2 protein-coding genes are annotated in these 2,524 nt (G+C 70.6%); one reads left to right on the top strand and one right to left on the bottom strand.

What is annotated here, in order from left to right; all coding sequences use genetic code 11:
- Window positions 1–125: 125 nt before the first annotated feature.
- On the bottom strand, window positions 126–1,184 hold the full coding sequence (locus Q0A33_RS13440) for a DUF1524 domain-containing protein (protein WP_291797736.1): 1,059 nt from the start codon (window positions 1,182–1,184) through the stop codon (window positions 126–128).
- 220 nt (window positions 1,185–1,404) lie between these two features.
- Between Q0A33_RS13440 and Q0A33_RS13445 the strand changes: the two genes are divergently transcribed.
- Window positions 1,405–2,524: NAD(P)-binding domain-containing protein (locus Q0A33_RS13445; protein WP_291797738.1), on the top strand; the 1,120-nt coding region annotated here is incomplete at its 3' end.

The following is a 2,524-nucleotide window of genomic DNA, read 5'->3' on the forward strand; positions in this document are numbered from 1 at the left end:
GGCGAAGCCCCTGCCGGTGGGGAGGATCCCTTCGAGGACGGTCTCTCCGGTGAGGACCTCCTCGCGATGGACGAGGAGGACGACTGAACCTCAGCCGTCCTCCTCGCCTCACCTGTCAGCGGAGCTCACTCGCAGCCGACACCGTCGCCGTCACGGTCCAGGTGCCTGCCGTAGCCGGGATCTCCGGCGTGGACGGGCGCGGCTCCCGCCGCGCGAGCCGCATCGCAGTTCTCGAACGGCCCGGACGCGGCGCCGGAGGCTCCGCCGCCGGAGTCAGGTGCACTGCCGGCTCCGCCGGTGTGCGCACCGCCGGAGCCGGATGAGCCTGGGCTGGAAGAGCCGGAGCCTGTGGAGCCGGACCCGGACGAACTCGATCCTGATGCACCCGATCCCGTACGGGAGGCGTCGGTGTCGTCCACGTCCCCCTCGTAGCGGTCCGGCCACTCGGAGTCATCGTCGAACGCGGGCTCCTCGCAGCCGAGGAGGAGCTCCTCCATGGTCTCGAACTCCGGACGGGTGACCCAGAGGTCGTACTCGTGCTTCACCCGGATCTGGCGGGAGACGTACTCGCAGCGGTAGCCGCGCTCGGGCGGGAGCCACGTCGCTGCGTCCGCATCGCCCTTCTGCCTGTTGAGGGAGGACTCCACGGCGAGCAGATTGAGCGGATCGTTCGCCAGCTCCCGGCGTTCGGCGTCGCTGAGCTGCTGAGCTCCCGTCTGCCAGGCGTTGGACAGGGCCACGACGTGATCGATGTCGACGTTGTTGCCGTCGCCGCGGATGAAGTCGAAGGTGTCACCGCTGTAGGTGGACGTCAGCGCTCCGCCCAGCACCACGCAGCCGTCGTCGGCCAGGGTGATGTCCGTGAGGTCGCGGCGGAGCACGTCGTTGCGGGTGTCGCAGCCGTTGTGATCGACGTCGTCGCGCCAGCCGAAACCGTCGCGGTCGTACCCGGTCTTGGGCGCTCGGCCCTTGACGTCGAGTGTGTAGAGCATGCGCAGGGCGCTGTCCGGCTCCGCGTCGGAGGGATCTCTGTCCGCCGCATCCGCCTCGGCGGCAGCGGGCGAGGCGGATGCGGTGGTGCCGGCAGCGGCGACGCGGTCGGATTCCGCGGTGTCGACCGTCGAGGAGTCGCATGCGGAGAGCGCGAAGACCGCGCACAGTGCGAGGGGAAGGATTCTCTTCATGGCAGGTGACCTTACGCTTCGATTGGAGTACCGAATGTGTGACCGGCCGGATGGTGCGCAGTCTGTGAAGAGACTCACGGCGCAGGGTTCCGGGCGGTGATACTGTCGCTTCGGATTTCACGGGATGCGCGGGCAGCGCGGCGGCTGCGTGCCGGCAGTGCGTGGGCGGCACCGGAGGGCAGCGGCGAGAGGACGGACAGTGGACGATGAGGCGCGAGCCGTGACCGCCGAGCTCCCGGACCGTACGCAGGTGCTCGTGATCGGGATGGGGCAGGCGGGTCTTTCCGCAGCGCATCACCTGCGCAGACGGGGCTTCGACACGGAGGACAGGCTGCTGCTCATCGACGAGAACCCCGGGCCGGGCGGTGCGTGGCAGCACCGCTGGCCGAGCCTGACCCTGGAGACGACGAACAGGGTGAGCGACCTGCCGGGCTGGGGGCTGCGCGAGGCTCTGGACGTGGACGCGGCCGTTCCGGCGGCGCTGACCGTTCCTCGTTACTACGGCCGCGACGAGCGCCGGTACGGGCTGCGGGTGCACAGGCCGGTGACGGTGGAGCGCGTCACGCAGCCGGGCGGGCCCGGAACGGATTTCCTCGCGACGCTCACCGCGCCGGGAGGGGCCGCACCCGCCACTGTCCGTGCGCAGGCAGTGGTGAGCGCCACCGGCACCTGGGACCGGCCTCGGCGTCCGTACGTGCCGGGGCTGGAGGGCTTCCACGGCAGGGTCCTCCACTCCCACGACTACACCCGGGCGGAGGACTTCCGCGGAGCGCGGGTGTTGGTGATCGGCGGTGGGATCTCCGCGATTCAGCACATCGAGGAGCTCGCGTCCGTCGCCGAGGTGTACTGGGCCGCCCGCAGCCGTCCTGACATCCGTGAGGAGGAGTTCACTCCCGAGTACGGGCAGGCGGTGATCGCGCGGGTGGAGGAGCGCGTGCGGAAGGGTCTGCCGCCGGGTTCCGTCGTCTCCAACACGGGCCTGCCGCGTGGAACCGCGGCTGCGGCGACGCTGTGCACGCTTCCCGCATGCATGCCCATGTTCGACCGGGTGGGGCAGAACGAAGTGGTGTGGACCGGGATCGCGGATGCTGCCCATGTGGGAAGACAGGACCCTCGCGGAGCGGAGACGGTCGCATACGACTGGGGGCGTGTGCCTGCCTCCGGGCGCCTCGGGATCGACGTCCTCCTCTGGGCCACGGGCTTCCTCCACAGGCTGGACCATCTGGCCCCGCTGGATCTGCGCACCCCGGAGGGCGGCATCGTCATGGACGGACGGCGGGCCACCCGGGTCGCGGCCAACCACGGTCTGCAGCTGCCGGGATACGGGCCCAGCGCCTCGA

This window comes from Brevibacterium sp. (genome assembly GCF_022712115.1).
GTDB lineage: Bacteria > Actinomycetota > Actinomycetes > Actinomycetales > Brevibacteriaceae > Brevibacterium > Brevibacterium salitolerans.

Coding starts and splice junctions, on each gene's coding strand:
- Q0A33_RS13440 (WP_291797736.1), bottom strand. CDS start 1,184: ATGAAGAGAATCCTTCCCCTCGCACTGTGCGCGGTCTTCGCGCTCTCC.